Consider the following 17,164-nt stretch of genomic DNA (forward strand, 5'->3'; position numbering starts at 1 on the left):
ACCTTATTTACTCCGGATTTTTTATATGTATTTGATAAGCTCTTTATGAACCGGATTGAATTAAAAAAGGCAGCCATTGGCTGCCTTTTTTAATTCTATTTATAAGGATATTAGTCGTCCAAACTAACAACTTCCTCCTCAGCCATTAGGGCAAAGAATTTGTTTAAGTTAGGCATGATAATAATGTTGGTTCTTCTGTTTCTCGCTCTGTTTTTGTAGGTAGAGTTGTCTGTAAGCGGTACATAAGAACTTCTTCCTGATGGAATCAATCGAGCAGGGTCAACTTTGTATTTATTTTGAAGAATTCTTACAATAGCCGTTGATCTTTTTACACTTAGGTCCCAGTTATCAACGATGTCAGCTGTATGTATGCCCTTTGAATCAGTATGTCCTTCAATCATTACGTCTATGCTTGGCTCTGCATTGATAACATCTGCAAGTTTCGCTAGTAATGGGTTCGCTTTAGAGCTAACGGTATAGCTTCCGGATCTGAATAGTAAACTGTCGGCAACAGAGATCATTACCACAGTCTGATCGATACTAACATCGATATCACCATCGTTTTCAATATTGTTTTCATTGATCGATTTCTCAAGATTATAAGAAATGGCAACATTCATTGAATCTTTTAATGTTTTTGCATCTTTTAACGCTTCAGGAGGTAATTTTGAAAGCGTCTCATTCAATTGAGTTTTCATGTTTTCAGACATTACGACAGAATTATCAGAAAGTAAATCCAGTTTCTGATTATTTGATTCGGTCAGGCTGGCATTATCAGATTGTAAAGAGTTGATCTGATTGTTGTAGATTTCCACTCTTTTTTCAATTTTGGCAAATTTAGCCTCTAGTTCTTCTTTCTCGACAGTTGTCTTTTGCAATTCTCCCTTAGTGTTCATCAAGTCTTCTTCCAATTGCACATATTTCTTTTTGGAAACACATGAAACCATTAAAGATGTTACGACAAGTAGCGCAAAAATTTTCTTCATTGTAAATAGTTTTAGGTTGTTTATAGATTATTAGTGTTGAATAAATGAACAGTTTCTAAAAAGAACTATTCTGATTTAACTGAGGCAAATGTAAATGTCAATTCTGAAGAGAATCTTAACATCATGAAAATGAGCAAAAAAAAAGGGGGATGTTTAAACATCCCCCTTTTATCTTACTTAAAATTTATTTAAACACCCGGTAGATCACCACTTCCTTTGGTTGGAAGATTACTTGATCCCATCAAAAATAAATCAACTTCTCTGGCGGCTTCTCTTCCCTCGTTAATAGCCCAAACAATAAGAGATTGTCCCCGTCTCATATCACCTGCTGTAAAAATATGAGGAATATTGGTTTGATAATTTCTGGCCTTATAATTGGTTCTTTCATCCAGTTCAATCCCCAATTGATCACTCAGGGTATTTTCAGGGCCTGTAAATCCAAGTGCCAAAAGTACCAGGTCACATGGCCAGGTCTTTTCCGTTCCTTTTTTCTCCACCAGCTGAGGTCTTTTGCCCGGAACAATTTTCCATTCCACTTCAACCGTCTTAAGTGCGATCAGCTCATTTTTCTCATTTGTAATAAATTCCTTGGTATTGATGAGCCAGTTTCTTTCACAACCTTCTTCATGTGAGGAAGAAGTTTTCAACTGCAAGGGCCAAAAGGGCCATGGGGTAGTTTCACTTCTTGAAAGAGGGGGTTTTGGCATAATCTCAAAATTCGTAACCGATTTGGCTCCTTGTCGATTCGAGGTACCAATACAATCTGAACCTGTATCCCCACCTCCGATAACAATGACGTCTTTATCTTTGGCCGAAATTAATTCACCTTCTATTTTGTTACTGAAAAGGGTTTTGGTTTGTTGGGTTAGAAAGTCCATAGCCTGTTCCACTCCCTTGGCATCAATTCCTTTTGTTGGAAGTGAACGAGCCTTCGTGGCCCCACCACACAACACAACGGCATCAAATTCATTCAATTGATCCACTGCATAGTTTTTACCAATATGAGCATCGGTAACGAATGAAATGCCTTCTTCTTCCAATATTGTTATACGGCGGTCAATAACGCTTTTCTCCATTTTGAAATTCGGGATCCCGTATCTGAGTAATCCGCCAACTTCATCATCTCTCTCGAAAACAGTTACCAGATGACCGGCTCTGTTCAATTGCTGAGCCGCTGCCAGTCCAGCTGGCCCGGAACCTACTACAGCAACCGTTTTCCCCGTTCTTTCCAAAGGAGGGTTGGCCACGATCCAGCCTTCTTCAAAACCTTTCTCAACAATATTTTTTTCGATATTTTCGATAGATACCGGATCTTCTATAAGTCCCAAAACACAAGCTTTTTCGCAAGGTGCAGGACATAACCTGCCGGTAAATTCCGGAAAATTATTTGTCGAATGTAAAATTTCCAGTGCCCTTTTCCATTCACCTTTGTATACCAGATCGTTAAAATCAGGGATCAAATTTCCAAGCGGACAACCACTATGACAAAAGGGAATACCACAATCCATACATCTTCCCCCTTGCTTTTTAAGTTCCTCGTCGGGAAGTTTAATCGTAAATTCTTTATAGTCCTTAACCCGTTGTTTTACAGCTTTATTTTTCTCATCAACTCTGTCAAACTCAATAAATCCTGTTATTTTACCCATAATTAAACTGTTTGTTTTACCGCTTTTTCCTCTGCTAATCTGGCCAATGCCTTTTTGTAATCTGTTGGTATTACCTTGATGAAATGGTTCAATTGTTTTTCCCAGTCTTCAAGAATTTTCAAAGCCTTTGAACTTTCTGTTGCGTGATAGTGGTTTTGAATAAGTTCAAATAACTCCTGGCTATCCACTGTTGAAGGCTTTTCGAGCTCTACCATTTCCATGTTACACAATCCGTTTACAAATTTTTTCTCCGGATCATAAACATAGGCGATCCCTCCGCTCATACCAGCAGCAAAATTTCGACCTGTTTTTCCTATGACTACAACCTTTCCACCGGTCATGTATTCACAGCCATGGTCTCCAACACCTTCTACAACCGCTGTAATACCCGAATTCCTTACACAAAACCTTTCCCCTGCAACTCCGTTGATATAAGCTTCACCCTTGGTGGCTCCATAGAAGCAAACGTTTCCAATAATGATATTTTCATCAGCTACAAAAGTGGCGCTTTCAGGTTTTTTGATGATGATTTTGGCTCCTGATAATCCTTTTCCAAGGTAATCGTTTGTATTTCCTTCCAGGTTCAATGTAAGTCCTTTGGTAGCAAAAGCACCGAAACTTTGACCTGCAGATCCTTTAAAATTGATCTGAAGGGTATTTTGCGGCAATCCGTTAACCCCATAGATCTTTGAAATTTCATTCGATATGATCGCTCCTACAGAGCGGTCTGTATTACCTATAGGATAATCAAGCTGCATCTTTTCCTTTCTGTAGATGGCAGGATGTGCATCCTGTATAATTCTGAAATCCAAGGCGTCATCTATATCATGATGTTGTTTTTCAGTATTTCTGATCACTTTTTCATGATAGTTTGAAGGCTGGTATAAAATTTTTGAAAGATCGATACCCTGAGCCTTATACTGCTCTATAGCCTCTTTTGCATTTATTTTTTGAGATTGTCCCACCATTTCATTCACGGTTCTGAACCCTAATGAAGCCATGATCTCTCTTAGTTCTTCTGCAACGAAATACATAAAATTAATTACATGTTCTGGAGTGCCTTTGAAATTTTTTCTCAACTCCGGGTCTTGAGTGGCTATTCCGACAGGACAGGTATTGAGATGACATTTTCTCATCATGATACAGCCAGAGGCAACTAAAGGTGCCGTTGCAAATCCAAATTCTTCAGCTCCAAGCAAACATGCTACTGCAACGTCGCGTCCCGTTTTTAGCTGTCCGTCACATTCAACAACAACTCTGCTTCTCAGGTCATTCAGTACAAGGGTTTGCTGAGCCTCTGCTATACCGAGTTCCCAGGGAAGTCCTGCATGTTTTAATGAAGTCAATGGTGAAGCTCCGGTACCACCATCATAACCAGATATTAGAATCACATCGGCTTTAGCTTTTGCAACCCCTGCCGCAATGGTTCCAACCCCAACTTCAGAAACCAGCTTTACGTTGATTCGAGCTTCCCGATTTGCATTTTTAAGGTCAAATATTAGCTGAGAAAGATCCTCAATCGAATAAATATCGTGATGCGGTGGAGGGGAGATCAATCCTACATAAGGTGTTGAGTTTCTCACTTCGGCAATCCATGGAAAGACTTTTTCTCCGGGTAGCTGGCCACCTTCACCGGGTTTTGCCCCCTGAGCCATTTTGATCTGTATTTCCTCAGCGTTGGTCAGGTAATTACTTGAAACTCCAAATCGGCCTGATGCAACCTGTTTGATTGCACTGTTTCTGCTGTCACCATTCAGGTCCTTTCGAAACCTGTTCAGGTCTTCACCACCTTCACCTGAATTGCTTTTTCCACCTATACGGTTCATGGCGATGGCAAGATTTTCATGAGCTTCCTTACTAATTGATCCATAAGACATGGCTCCGGTTTTGAATCGTTTAACGATTTCAGTCCAGGGTTCTACCTCTTCAATCGGTATTGGATCAAGGTTTTGGAATTCGAACAATCCGCGAAGCGTCATTAAATTTTCACTTTGCTCATTGATCATATCCGAATATTGTTTGTAACTATCTGTATTGTTCGAACGAACTGCCTGCTGAAGTTTTGAAACCGTGGTTGGATTAAACATATGTTTCTCACCATTCCTTCTCCACCTGTAGTCTCCTCCTATATCAAGTTTTAGGTTTTTGTCAATTTTGTCATTGAAAAAGGCATTTTTATGTCTCTTTGAAATCTCTCTTTCAATTTCATATAATCCAATTCCTTCGATTCTCGAAGCTGTATATGGGAAATATTTATTGGTAAACTTACTGTTTAGTCCAAGGATTTCAAATATCTGAGAGGCCCTGTAAGAATGAAGTGTAGATATACCTATCTTATTCATGATCTTAAGGATCCCTTTACCTATTGCTTTATTAAAATTCTGAACCGCTTCCTCTGCATCAATGCCGGAAATGCTTCCTGAATTTACTTTTTCACGAATGATCTCATTCACCATATACGGATTGATGGCACTTGCCCCGTATCCGAATAATGTAGCAAAATGATGTGGTTCTCTTGGTTCAGCAGATTCAATGATGATTCCAAACTTTGACCTTTTCTTTGAATGGTTCAGAGAATGATGCAAATAAGAACATGCCAGTAATGCCGGAATCGGGCCATTTGCCTTATCGGCGCCCCTGTCCGTGAGAATGATGATATTGTATCCATCTTCCACACCTTTGGAAGCGGTATCAACAATTTGGTCCAAAGCTTTTTCCAGAGCATTTAAACCTCTTTTAATGTCATATAGCATTGGAATTTCCAGCGCTTTGTAATCCGGGTGGTCAATATTCTTGATCTTATCCAGGTCGTCATTTGAGATGACCGGATTTTGAATTTTTAGTTTTTTACAATGGTCCGGAGATACATTGAAAATATTCCGATCTTCTCCAACAGCTAAACTGATATCAGTAATGATTTCCTCTCGTATTCCGTCCAATGGAGGGTTGGTTACCTGTGCGAACAGTTGTTTGAAGTAGTTGTACAGCAACTGATGTCTTTCTGAAAGTATGGCTAAAGGTGTATCGGTACCCATGGAACCAATGGCTTCTTTGCCTGTTTTACACATTGGCGTAATAAGGGTATCAATATCCTCCATGGTATAACCAAACATCCGTTGCCTTGTTTTATAAGGTGTAAGTTCTACAGGGCATTTATTACCCGTATACGGAATTTTGGCCAGAGGCAGTAAATTTTCGTTGAGCCATTTTCTGTAAGGATGTTTTTTGGTGACTTCATTTTTCACTTCTTCATCTTCAATGATACGCCCTTCATTCATATCAACAAGGAACATCTTACCAGGCTCAAGTCTTCCGTGCCTCACAACATCCTCTGGTTTTATATCCAGTACACCGATTTCCGATGACATGATCACATAGCCACTTTTGGTTACTGTAAATCTGGAAGGTCTTAATCCGTTTCGATCAAGAAGGGCCCCAATGTAATTTCCGTCCGTGAAAGGTACAGAAGCCGGTCCGTCCCAAGGCTCCATAATACAGGAATTGTATTCGTAAAAAGCCTTTTTGTCATCTGGCATCGTATCATCCTTTTCCCAGGCTTCCGGAACCATCATCATCATAACTTCAGGAAGTGATCTACCCGTCATGAGCAACATTTCAACGACCATATCCATGGAAGCTGAATCAGATTTTTTTTCCAGAATGATGGGGTAAAGTTTCTTAATTTCTTCCCCGAAAAGATCGCTTTTCATCAATTCCTGTCTAGCTCTCATTCGGCTGACATTACCTCTCAGGGTATTGATCTCACCATTGTGGCACATAAATCTGAACGGCTGCGCAAGATCCCATGAAGGAGCAGTGTTGGTAGAAAATCTCTGGTGTACCAGTGCCAGTCTGGTTACCAGGTCAGGATCAGAAAGATCCGAATAATAGTTTCTTATGTCCTCAGGAATCAATAACCCCTTATATATCAGCGTTGTGTTCGAAAAACTGGGTATATAAAATTGTTTGGCATGTTTTAAACGAGAATCATAGATGTTGTGTTCCGCAATTTTTCTGGCGGCATAAACCTTGGCGTTAAACTCAAGCGTTGAGAGATCTTTTCCATTCTTCCCAACAAATACCTGTTGAATATAGGGTTCTGTCTTCTCAGCGATCTGGCCCAGGTGTTCCGGGTTTACAGGTACTTTTCTCCACCCCAGTACCTCAAGGCCTTGATTCTCGATTTCCGATTCTAAAACCTCAATACAGTATTTATATTGATTCACGCCTTTGGGTAAAAAGATCATCCCAACTGCATATTCCCCCTGTTCAGGAAGCTCAAATTCACAATCTTTTTGAAAGAATTTATGCGGGATCTCAATCAATATGCCTGCTCCATCACCAGTTTTTCCGTCAGCACTTACAGCACCTCTGTGTTCAAGTTTTATTAAGATTTCCAGTGCATCATGTATAATGCTATTGGTCTTTTCTCCATTCAGACTGCAGATAAAACCTGCACCACAATTGTCATGTTCAAATTCAGGTAAATAAACTCCCTGTTTTTCGTACGCCATAATTAGTAAATTTTCACAAAAATAGCGAAATCCATACATAAAAATCAAAGAAAACTGTTAAACCGAATAAGAAATGCAAAATCTCAATTTTACCCTTGCAAAAAGTGTGGATATGCTAAAATCATCTTTAAATATTGATGATTTCTAAACGAAAAAAAGGCTTGTTCAGGCCAATAGATTCCTTAGAGCCGGTTCCAATTCGGGTTGGTTAAATTTGAATCCGGTATCGATAATCTTTTCTGCAGAGACCCTGCTGCCTTTGGTTAAAAGAACGGCTCGATTACCTAAAATTATTTTTAATGCAAATGCCGGAATGTTTGGGAGCCAAATGGTTTTCTTCATGGTTTTGGCCAGCAGTTTTGAAAAAGTACTGTTAGTAACAGGATAGGGGGAGCAGGCGTTATAAGGTCCCTGCATTTGAGTCAACTGAATCCCTTGATAGATTATTCTTATGAGGTCCTCTACATGTATCCATGGGATAATTTGTTTACCGGAGGCCAACACGGCACCTAGGTTGTATTTAAAGGGCTGAACCATTTTTTCCAGAGCACCACCTTTTTTCATAAGAACAATTCCAATTCTAAGTTGAACGGATCTGATACCGATTTCTTCAAATTTCCTGTTCTCCTCTTCCCACTTTTTACATACCTCTGCGACGAAATCGGATCCGGGAGCATCATTTTCAACAAAAGTTTTGTCAGAGCTGATCTGTCCGTAATAACCAACGGCAGAGGCAGAGACAACAGCCTTTACTTTATGATTCATCCTTGAGAGGGCCTTGTGTAAAAGAATGGTGGTTTTTATCCTGCTCTCAAGAATCTCTCTCTTTCTTTGAGGCGTCCACCTTGAATCTGCTATTCCTGCACCCGCTAAGTGAACTACATAATCACAGTTTTCGAGGGCTTTATTATCGATTAGGGAATGCTTGTAATCCCATAAATACGTTTTATATAGGGAGTTTTCATTTTTTCTTCGGCTCAGGATACTGACCTCAAAATTCTGATCGGCAAGATACGCGCACAATTGTCTGCCAACTGCACCAGTACCACCTGTGACCAGAACCCTTAACGACATCCTTTCTTTATTTGAGCAGCCCCCTTGAAATTACAATCTTCTGAATTTCAGAAGTTCCTTCATAGATCTGTGTAATCTTGGCATCGCGCATGAGGCGTTCAACATGATATTCTTTGACAAACCCGTACCCACCATGAATCTGAACGGCCTCGATCGTGTTTCTCATGGCCATTTCAGCTGCATATAATTTTGCCATGGCTCCTGACTGATCATAATTTTTATGTTCATCTTTATCACAGGCTGCTTTAAGACAAAGAAGCCTTGCCACCTCTATTTCTGTGGCCATATCGGCAAGTTTAAAGGCTATAGCCTGATGCTTGCTGATTTCCTTGCCAAAAGCCTTTCGTTCTTTTGAATACTGAAGAGCTAGTTCAAAGGCTCCCGAGGCAATACCAAGGGCCTGTGCCGCAATACCAATTCTGCCTCCAGCCAGAGTTTTCATAGCAAATTTGAAACCGAAGCCGTCTTCACCAATTCTGTTTTCTTTAGGTACCTTTACATTATTGAACATCAAGGAGTGGGTATCCGAACCTCTGATCCCTAGTTTGTTTTCTTTTGGGCCAACCACAAAACCTTCCATGTCCTTTTCAATGATCAGGGCATTGATGCCTTTATGGCCTTTTTCAACATCAGTCTGGCAGATAACCAGGTAAACACTGGCCGTTCCGCCGTTTGTGATCCAGTTTTTGGTTCCGTTAACTATGTAATGGTCACCCTTATCAACTGCTGTTGTTTTTTGTGAAGTCGCGTCGCTTCCGGCCTCGGGTTCGCTTAAGCAAAACGCACCAATAATTTCACCTGTGGCCAGCGGAATGAGGTATTTTTGCTTTTGCTCTTCCGTTCCGAAGTTTTCCAGGCCCCAGCAAACAAGAGAATTGTTTACAGACATCACCACTGATGCCGAAGCGTCTATTTTGGATATTTCTTCCATGGCCAGCACATATGAGACCGTATCCATACCTCCGCCACCGTATTTAGGATCAGTCATCATTCCTAAAAATCCAAGCTCTCCCATTTTCTTGATTTGTTCATGAGGGAATTCTTGTTTCTCATCTCTTTCAATAACTCCCGGAAGTAATTCATTTCGCGCAAAATCACGGGCTGCATCCCGTATCATTATCTGTTCTTCTGTAAGGGTAAAATCCATGCTTAAATATGAGTTGCTTTATAAAAAATTTGAATTGTTCAAATATAGGTAAATTATCAAAATGTATTTGTAATTTTACCGGGTATGGAGACAAAAAAATGGTATGTTATTGGAATTATGAGCGGTACCTCGCTGGATGGAGTTGATTTAGCATATGTTAAAATTACTCGAAATTCAGGATATGATTTTGAATTATTGCAAACAGAATCATTAGAATATTCAGAATTATGGAAAAAAAGATTAGAGCAAGCTTTTTCGATTTCAGCTGAAAAACTCACGCTTCTGGACGCTGAATATGGTGTTTTTTTAGGTGATCAAGTCAGGGAATTTATGGATAAAAATGACATAAAAAAAGTGGACTTTCTGGCTTCTCACGGGCATACAATTTTTCACGATCCTCAAAGGAATTATACCCTTCAAATAGGAAGTGGGGCTCATCTTTCGGCACGTTCAGGGCTCAAGGTAATTTGTGATTTCAGGGTTCAGGATATTGCATTGGGAGGACAGGGCGCTCCACTGGTGCCCATTGGGGATAAATTGTTGTTTGGGGCTTTTGATTTTTGCTTGAATATTGGTGGATTTGCAAACATTTCATTCGATCTTCAGTCGGAGAGAATTGCTTATGACATCTGCCCGGCGAACATTGTGCTCAATCATTATACCCGTATGAAAGGCATGGATTATGACGACAGGGGACTTATTGCTTCTCAGGGGCAAATCCATTTGGATTTGCTTGAGGAACTGAATGAACTTGAGTATTACCAGCAGGAGCAGCCAAAGTCTTTAGGTTATGAATTTGTCGAGGAAACCATGCTCCCAATGATTGATAAATATAAACTATCCTTTAAAGATATTTTGAGGACCTACAATGAGCACATAGCGGTCCAAATTGCCAAAGACATCAACTTGAAATCCAAAAAGATACAACGGGATCAGGCAACCGTGCTGGTCACAGGAGGAGGTGCCTATAATGATTTTATGATTCGAAGAATATCGGAGCTGTCCAGAGCAGAAATTAAGTTACCTTCCCGTGAACTAATAGAATTCAAAGAGGCGTTGATCTTCGCTTTTTTGGGAGTTTTAAAGGATCAGGAAGAGGTCAATTGTTTAAAAAGTGTAACCGGTGCCAAAATAGACCATAGCAGTGGCGTAATTTATGGCTCCCAATTGAGATAAAATGAAAGAACTGTTAAAAAAGTATGAAAATAAAGCTCCTGAAATCGTATTTCACTGGAGAGACAAAGAAACAGAAGCTGAAGGCTGGACCGTGATCAATTCTTTACGAGGAGGAGCCGCCGGGGGAGGAACCCGAATGCGAAAAGGACTTGATATGAATGAAGTCTTGTCTCTTGCGAAAACTATGGAGGTTAAATTCACCGTTTCCGGACCAAGTATCGGAGGAGCAAAATCGGGTATAAACTTTGATCCCAACGACCCCAGAAAACGAGGAGTGCTGGAAAGGTGGTATAGGGCAGTAACCCCTTTGTTAAAACATTATTATGGGACAGGTGGCGACTTGAATGTTGATGAGATCAATGATGTAATTCCGCTGACGGAGAATTCAGGTGTATGGCACCCTCAGGAAGGAGTATTTAACGGGCATTTTAAGCCAACAGAGGCGGAAAAGATCAACCGGATAGGGCAACTTCGCCACGGTGTGATAAAGGTTATTGAAGACAAGCATTATTCCCCGGATCTGACTAAAAAATATACAATCGCTGATATGCTAACAGGTTTTGGCGTAGCCCAAGCGGTTAAACATTATTACGATATTTACGGTGGGGATATATCAGGTAAAAGAGCCATAGTCCAGGGATTTGGAAATGTTGGATCTGCGGCTGCTTATTACCTTACGCAACTTGGTGCAAAAGTTGTTGGAATAATTGATCGGGTAGGAGGAGTTATCAATGAGGAAGGATATCAAATGGAGGAAGTCAGATCCATGTTCCTGAACAAAAGGGGAAACATGCTGGTAGCCGAGGAAATGATACCGTTTGAGGAAATAAACAAAACGATCTGGTCTGTGCCAGCTGAAATTTTTATTCCTGCTGCGGCTTCCAGGCTGGTAACCAAAAAACAGGTGGAGCAGATGATTAGAGCAGGCCTTGAAGTGATTTCTCCGGGTGCCAATGTTCCTTTTGCCGATCCTGAAATATTCTTCGGTTCAATCATGGAGTTTACGGATCAAAAGATAAGTTTACTTCCTGATTTTATTTCTAATTGTGGGATCGCCAGATTGTTTGCTTACCTCATGGAAGCGAAAATCGAACTTCCAATGAGTGATCACGCCATTTTTGAAGATACCTCAAATACCATTAGAACTGCCCTGGAAAAAACACACAGATTACATCCCTACAGAACAAATATTTGCAGAACCGCTTTTGAAATTGCTCTTCAGCAACTTGTGTGATTAATTCTAACTTTTGTCTTATTTTGAACAGCATGATACGGAGAAATTGTTATATTTAGCACTTAAAATTTTTTAGATGGAATCACTTGTCATTATCGTTTTCGTATTAGGATACCTTGCAATTACTCTTGAACATAATTTAAAAATCGATAAACTGATTCCTGCTCTGGGTATGATGGCTGTGAGTTGGGCCTTGATTTCATTGGGTCATCTTGAGGTTTTTGAAGTAAATACCGAAGAGTTAAGACTGGAGCCTTCACATCTTGATGAAATTTTACTGCATCATTTAGGAAAAACTGCTGAGATATTGATTTTTCTTATTGGTGCTATGACCATTGTGGAGATTATTGATTATTTCAACGGTTTCTCTGCTATAAAAGGTTTCGTAAGGACGAATTCCAAGGTGAAACTTCTTTGGATCTTCTCGATTCTTGCTTTCATTCTCTCTGCAATCATTGATAATCTGACGGCTACGATTGTTTTGATCACCATTTTGAGAAAGATCATCAATACACGTGATGACAGGCTTTGGTTTGCGGGTTTGATTGTGATAGCGGCGAATGCCGGAGGTGCCTGGTCGCCAATTGGGGATGTAACGACCACCATGCTATGGATTGGGGATAAGGTTACCACCTTGAATCTGATTAAATATCTCTTTATTCCTTCATTGCTTTGTATGGTTGTGCCCGCTTTGGTTGCATCAAGGCTGCCCGCGTTTAAAGGTAATATTGAAGCCATAGAGGACACAGATGAAGGAACGGTAGATGAGTATAGCAAGATTATGCTGTATCTGGGATTGAGCGCTATTGTTTTTGTTCCAATTTTCAAAACAGTCACACATTTACCACCCTATGTAGGTATGATGCTGTCTCTTGCGGTTGTTGCCATTTTTGCCGAAATATATTCCAATGCAAGAATAACCCTGACAAGTGTCGATCTGGATTCTGACGCGGCCGGTCATCACAGTCCGGTGCATAAGGCCCTGTCAGGTATTGAGCTGCCAAGTATTTTATTTTTTCTTGGTATTTTGATGGCTGTGGCAGCATTGGAATCACTTGGGATACTGTTTAATTTTGCCAATGAAATGAATAAGACCGTACCTATGCTGGGAACTGAACCCACCATAGAAAATTACAATGTGTCTGACCTTGTGGTTATGCTGATGGGTGTGGCCTCGGCGGTTATTGACAATGTTCCTTTGGTTGCGGCAAGTATAGGAATGTTCTCTGATCCACAGGATAGTCCGTTGTGGCACTTTATTGCATATTCAGCGGGTACGGGTGGAAGTATGTTGATCATTGGGTCTGCGGCAGGTGTTGTGGCCATGGGTATGGAGAAAATCAATTTTTTCTGGTATTTAAAGAAAATTTCATGGCTTGCTCTGATCGGATTTGTTGTTGGGGCAATAACTTTTATGTTCATGAGACTCATGCTTTAAAATTTTAAGTAAATTTTCACATTTCAAAAACAATTTAAGAACTATAAAATCGTTACGATTTTATTACTCTATAATTAGTACATATGTCTATAGCATTACTTCAGGATTCCCAGACTACTCCTGAAAACCTCGATGAAGTTGTTTCAGAAGAAAAAACACTTTCTATTTTTAATTTGATTATGGAAGGAGGGCTTGGCGGACAGATCATTATCGCGCTGTTGTTCGTCCTTCTTTTAGTGGCCCTTTATATATACTTTGAGCGGTTTCTGGCCATCAAGGCAGCGAGTAGGATCGACAAGAATTATATGAACCAGATAAGAGATAATATTCTGGGCGGAAATATTGAGGCCGCTAAGATATTAAGCCAAAGTAACAAGACTCCGGTAGCAAGACTCATTGAAAAAGGAATATCAAGAATTGGAAAACCACTTGATGATATCAATACAGCCATTGAAAATGCCGGTAAACTGGAAATATACAAACTTGAGAGGAATGTAAGTGTTCTGGCTACCATTGCGGGGGCCGCTCCAATGATCGGGTTTTTAGGCACGGTCATCGGAATGATCGTTGCAATTCATGAAATTGCTAATTCCGGAGGACAGATTGATATAAAGATGCTAAGCGATGGATTGTATACAGCCATGACAACGACGGTTGCGGGTCTTATTGTAGGGATCATAGCCTATATTGCATACAATCATATCATTGTAAGAACCAACAAAGTAGTTTATCAGATGGAGGCTAACTCACTTGAGTTCCTTGATCTGTTGAATGAACCCGTATAATTGATCTCGCTTCAAGATGAATATTAGAGGAAGAAATAAAATAAATCCAAATTTCAATATGTCGTCCATGACGGATATTGTTTTTTTGTTATTGATATTTTTTATGCTAACATCGACCTTGGTCACCGTGAATGCTCTTGATATAATTTTGCCAAAGGCACAGGGCAAAACTGAGAATAAGAAGTCAACTGCTGTCAGCATAACGAAAAAGCTGGATTATTATATAGACAAGAAGAGGGTAAAGGAAAAGGAAGTTGAGCAATACCTGCTTGATAAATTCAGGGACATCGAACAGCCAACCATAGTTTTGCGAGCTGAAGAAGGAGTTCCTATTGAAAAGGCAGTCAAGGTTCTTGATATCGCTAACCGAAATAAGATAAAGGTGGTTCTTGCCGTAAGGCCCAAATAAGAGACGATGGCTTTTTTAGACACTCCATATAAAAGAAAGTCCGCAGTTTTAACTTCTGTTATCGCTGTCTTGATTTTAATTTTGTTGTTTATCGTTGGCCTTACTTATTTTGATCCTCCCAAAGAATATGGCATTGCTGTTAATTTTGGAACCACGGATTACGGGAGTGGAAACCAACAACCCACAGAGGCTTTGAAACCAGCAAGTCAATCTGAGCCTGAACCGGTACCTAAAAATACACCTTTTGAAGAAATTAAGGAAGAACTTGTCGAGGAAGAGGTTGACAGTGAATCTGCTCCGGAAGAAAGTTCAGAAGAGGTGATGACCCAGGTCAATGAAGAAGCGATCGCCATAAAGAAAAGGGAAGAGGCAAAAAGAAAGGCAGAAGCCGAGGCAAGGGCAGAGGAAAAAAGAATTGCCGAAGAAAAGAGAAAAGCTGAAGCGGAACGTCAGGCGGAACTAGAGCGACAAAGAATTGCCGAACAGCAAAGAATCGAAAAACAGAGAGCTGAAGAAGCCGCTAAAAGAAAGAATCTTGATGCCCTTATGGGTGGATTCAGTGATACTGATGGAAAGGCAGAAGGTGGCGAAGGCAACGATAATCAGGCAGGAGATAAAGGAAAAGAAACAGGAGACCCAAATGCCGGTGGTTATTACGGGGTTGGAGGAGACGGAAGTGGTGGAAACTACCGATTAGGGAACAGAAAAGCCCTTAATAAACCAAAACCTGAATACGATTGTAATGAAGAAGGTAGAGTGGTGGTTTCAATTTCGGTTGATCAATCGGGAAGAGTCATTTCGGCAGATCCAGGTATAAAAGGAACTACAAATTCGGCACAGTGTCTGTTAAACAGAGCCAAGGAAGCGGCGCTCAAAACAAAATTTAATGCCGACAGCAAGGCCCCGGCAAAGCAGATTGGAGCCATTATCTATAATTTTTCATTATCGGAATAATTTTGAACTACGCAGAAACTTTGGACTGGATGTTTTCGAGGCTACCGATGTATCAAAGGCAGGGGAGTACTGCTTTTAAAAAGGACCTTACCAATATCAAAGCCTTCTGCGAGCATCTCGGAAATCCTCACAAGTCGTTTCATAGTGTTCATGTTGCGGGAACAAATGGCAAAGGTTCAACAAGCCACATTATCTCATCGGTTTTGCAGACGGCAGGATATAAAACGGGCCTTTATACCTCGCCTCATCTAAAAGATTTTAGAGAAAGGATAAGGATCGACGGTAAGCCTGTGGATCAGGAATGGGTGGTTGGTTTTATTGAAAAGCACAAAATATTTTTGGAGCAACAGGGGCTATCGTTTTTTGAACTGACCGTGGGAATGGCCTTCGAATTTTTTGCCAGTCAGAAAGTTGATATAGCCGTTGTTGAAGTTGGCCTTGGAGGAAGGCTTGACTCTACCAATATACTAAACCCACTGATTTCCGTAATTACAAATATAGGCCTTGACCATACGCAGTTTCTTGGAGAGACTCACGAAGAAATAGCTTTTGAAAAAGCAGGGATAATCAAAGCCAATACGCCTGTTGTTATAGGTGAGCATCAGGAAAATGTATTGCCGGTTTTTGAGGAAATTGCCCAATCTTTACATGCTCCTCTATACGTGGCTGAGGATTTGGTAAAAGATCCGTACCAGACCGATTTAACTGGATCTTACCAGCAAAAGAATTGTAAAACTGCAGTTCAGGCGCTAAGACTGCTTCCCGAACAGGATTTTGATATCACAGAAGCGCATATCAGGGAAGGACTTCTACACGTTACTTTAAACACAGGATTAAAAGGCAGATGGCAATTGTTGAGAAGCCAACCAAAAATCATTTGTGATACTGCCCACAACAAAGAAGGTCTTGAAATTGTCATGAATCAATTAAGTAAGGAGAAGTACGAGAAATTACATGTTGTATTGGGAGTTGTAAATGACAAGGATCTTGGGACAATTTTATCGCTTTTCCCGCAAGAGGCTACTTATTATTTTTGTAAGCCGGATATTCCAAGGGGTTTAAATGCTGAGGAATTAAGAAATAAGTCAGAGGGTTTCAATTTAATGGGTAATATTTATGATTCAGTTTCTGATGCTTTTAATTCGGCGGTTCAAAATGCTTCATCAGATGATTTCATATATGTAGGCGGAAGTACTTTTGTAGTAGCGGAAATCGACCTGTAGTTTCTTTTTCATCAATTGATCATATCCTGGCCCAGGTAGACGGATTTGATTTATAGGTCCGGACCAAGTCACTTAAGGATCTAACGAGTTTTTTTCGCAGCTCAATTTGGGGAGGTCAAGGTGATCAATGTTGTTTATTCCTGGCAATTTATGATGACAGTTAAAGATATGAAAGTAATGCCATATGATCTAAAAAAAAGTCCTTGACGAAGATCAGTAAAGGAAAATTCTGTCTTCATTATTCGGTGCAATCGAAAGTCAGCAGACTCTGTTTTTACCGTAATATTCCATCCTTGTCCAAAGAGATTTTTATTCGGTTAATTTAGGATAAAAATTATTTAATAAATGTTTGTCAGAACAAAAAACTAAATTATATTTGCATCCGCTTAGGGCAATTAGCTCAGTTGGTTCAGAGCACCTCGTTTACACCGAGGGGGTCGGGGGTTCGAATCCCTCATTGCCCACATCAATCAAAATCCCGATGAATGAAATTCATCGGGATTTTTTGTTTTTCCAAGGTTTAGCGCTTGCGCTTAAAACCAATTTGGAAAAACAAAAAATCCAAGGTGCGTCAGCAC

At 40.2% G+C, this 17,164-nt stretch carries 12 protein-coding genes and 1 tRNA gene; 8 read left to right on the forward strand and 5 right to left on the reverse strand.

Translation table 11 applies throughout. The features are described 5' to 3' along the window. Window positions 1-110: 110 nt before the first annotated feature. The 5 genes from LCM02_RS14170 to LCM02_RS14190 form a co-directional block, all read right to left on the reverse strand. On the reverse strand, window positions 111-986 hold the full coding sequence (locus tag LCM02_RS14170; RefSeq protein ID WP_224931432.1) for an OmpA family protein: 876 nt from the start codon (window positions 984-986) through the stop codon (window positions 111-113). A gap of 188 nt (window positions 987-1,174) precedes the next feature. Beyond that, the gene (locus LCM02_RS14175; RefSeq protein ID WP_224931435.1) at window positions 1,175-2,632 is read right to left on the reverse strand and encodes a glutamate synthase subunit beta; all 1,458 of its coding nucleotides are present in this window, start codon (window positions 2,630-2,632) and stop codon (window positions 1,175-1,177) included. A gap of 2 nt (window positions 2,633-2,634) precedes the next feature. Beyond that, on the reverse strand, window positions 2,635-7,146 hold the full coding sequence (gltB, locus tag LCM02_RS14180; protein ID WP_224931437.1) for a glutamate synthase large subunit: 4,512 nt from the start codon (window positions 7,144-7,146) through the stop codon (window positions 2,635-2,637). Window positions 7,147-7,311: 165 nt separating this feature from the next. Then, complete coding sequence (locus LCM02_RS14185; protein WP_224931439.1) at window positions 7,312-8,220, reverse strand: TIGR01777 family oxidoreductase; 909 nt, start codon at window positions 8,218-8,220, stop codon at window positions 7,312-7,314. 7 nt (window positions 8,221-8,227) lie between these two features. Further along, window positions 8,228-9,367: an acyl-CoA dehydrogenase gene (locus LCM02_RS14190; protein WP_224931441.1), complete on the reverse strand. Its 1,140-nt coding sequence runs from the start codon at window positions 9,365-9,367 to the stop codon at window positions 8,228-8,230. Between the two features lie 84 nt (window positions 9,368-9,451). Between LCM02_RS14190 and LCM02_RS14195 the strand changes: the two genes are divergently transcribed. The 8 genes from LCM02_RS14195 (at window position 9,452) to LCM02_RS14230 (ending at window position 17,050) form a co-directional block, all read left to right on the forward strand. Beyond that, complete coding sequence (locus LCM02_RS14195) at window positions 9,452-10,543, forward strand: anhydro-N-acetylmuramic acid kinase (RefSeq protein ID WP_224931443.1); 1,092 nt, start codon at window positions 9,452-9,454, stop codon at window positions 10,541-10,543. Window position 10,544: 1 nt separating this feature from the next. Next, entirely contained in the window at window positions 10,545-11,777 is a 1,233-nt protein-coding gene (locus LCM02_RS14200) for a Glu/Leu/Phe/Val dehydrogenase dimerization domain-containing protein (protein WP_224931446.1), read from the forward strand. A gap of 76 nt (window positions 11,778-11,853) precedes the next feature. Beyond that, the gene (gene nhaD, locus LCM02_RS14205) at window positions 11,854-13,215 is read left to right on the forward strand and encodes a sodium:proton antiporter NhaD (protein WP_224931449.1); all 1,362 of its coding nucleotides are present in this window, start codon (window positions 11,854-11,856) and stop codon (window positions 13,213-13,215) included. A gap of 83 nt (window positions 13,216-13,298) precedes the next feature. Continuing rightward, the gene (locus tag LCM02_RS14210) at window positions 13,299-14,000 is read left to right on the forward strand and encodes a MotA/TolQ/ExbB proton channel family protein (protein ID WP_224931451.1); all 702 of its coding nucleotides are present in this window, start codon (window positions 13,299-13,301) and stop codon (window positions 13,998-14,000) included. A 16-nt stretch (window positions 14,001-14,016) separates the two neighbouring features. Next, on the forward strand, window positions 14,017-14,409 hold the full coding sequence (locus tag LCM02_RS14215) for an ExbD/TolR family protein (protein ID WP_224931453.1): 393 nt from the start codon (window positions 14,017-14,019) through the stop codon (window positions 14,407-14,409). A gap of 6 nt (window positions 14,410-14,415) precedes the next feature. Beyond that, window positions 14,416-15,363, forward strand: coding sequence for an energy transducer TonB (locus LCM02_RS14220; RefSeq protein WP_224931455.1), 948 nt, complete (start codon window positions 14,416-14,418; stop codon window positions 15,361-15,363). 2 nt (window positions 15,364-15,365) lie between these two features. Then, window positions 15,366-16,586: a bifunctional folylpolyglutamate synthase/dihydrofolate synthase gene (locus LCM02_RS14225; protein ID WP_224931457.1), complete on the forward strand. Its 1,221-nt coding sequence runs from the start codon at window positions 15,366-15,368 to the stop codon at window positions 16,584-16,586. A gap of 389 nt (window positions 16,587-16,975) precedes the next feature. Next, a tRNA-Val gene (locus LCM02_RS14230) sits at window positions 16,976-17,050 on the forward strand. The last annotated feature ends 114 nt before the right edge of the window (window positions 17,051-17,164 follow it).

The organism is Lutimonas saemankumensis (genome assembly GCF_020171465.1).
GTDB lineage: Bacteria > Bacteroidota > Bacteroidia > Flavobacteriales > Flavobacteriaceae > Lutimonas > Lutimonas saemankumensis.